The sequence below is a fragment of the Streptomyces sp. AB3(2024) genome (assembly GCF_041862025.1).
In the GTDB taxonomy this organism is placed as follows: domain Bacteria; phylum Actinomycetota; class Actinomycetes; order Streptomycetales; family Streptomycetaceae; genus Streptomyces.
In genome coordinates this window covers 1-224 of record NZ_JBGWAB010000412.1, presented here as the reverse complement: position 1 = coordinate 224, position 224 = coordinate 1, and the positions used below count along the sequence as shown (strand labels likewise).

The 224-nt window shown below is 63.4% G+C and carries 1 pseudogene; it reads left to right on the top strand.

Annotation, left to right across the window (positions count from 1 at the left end):
• Nucleotides 1–224, top strand: a pseudogene (locus tag ACEPPI_RS41010) (crotonyl-CoA carboxylase/reductase); the annotation flags it as partial.

Sequence of the window (224 nt, the reverse complement as noted above, 5' to 3'; positions counted from 1 at the left end):
CACCTCCGGCTACATGCACGAGTACGACAACCGCTACCTGTGGATGTCCCTCAAGAAGATCGTCGGCTCCCACTTCGCCAACTACCGCGAAGCCTGGGAAGCCAACCGCCTCATCGCCAAGGGCAAGATCCACCCCACCCTCTCCAAGGTCTACTCCCTGGAAGACACCGGGCAGGCCGCCTACGACGTCCACCGCAACCTCCACCAGGGCAAGGTCGGCGTCC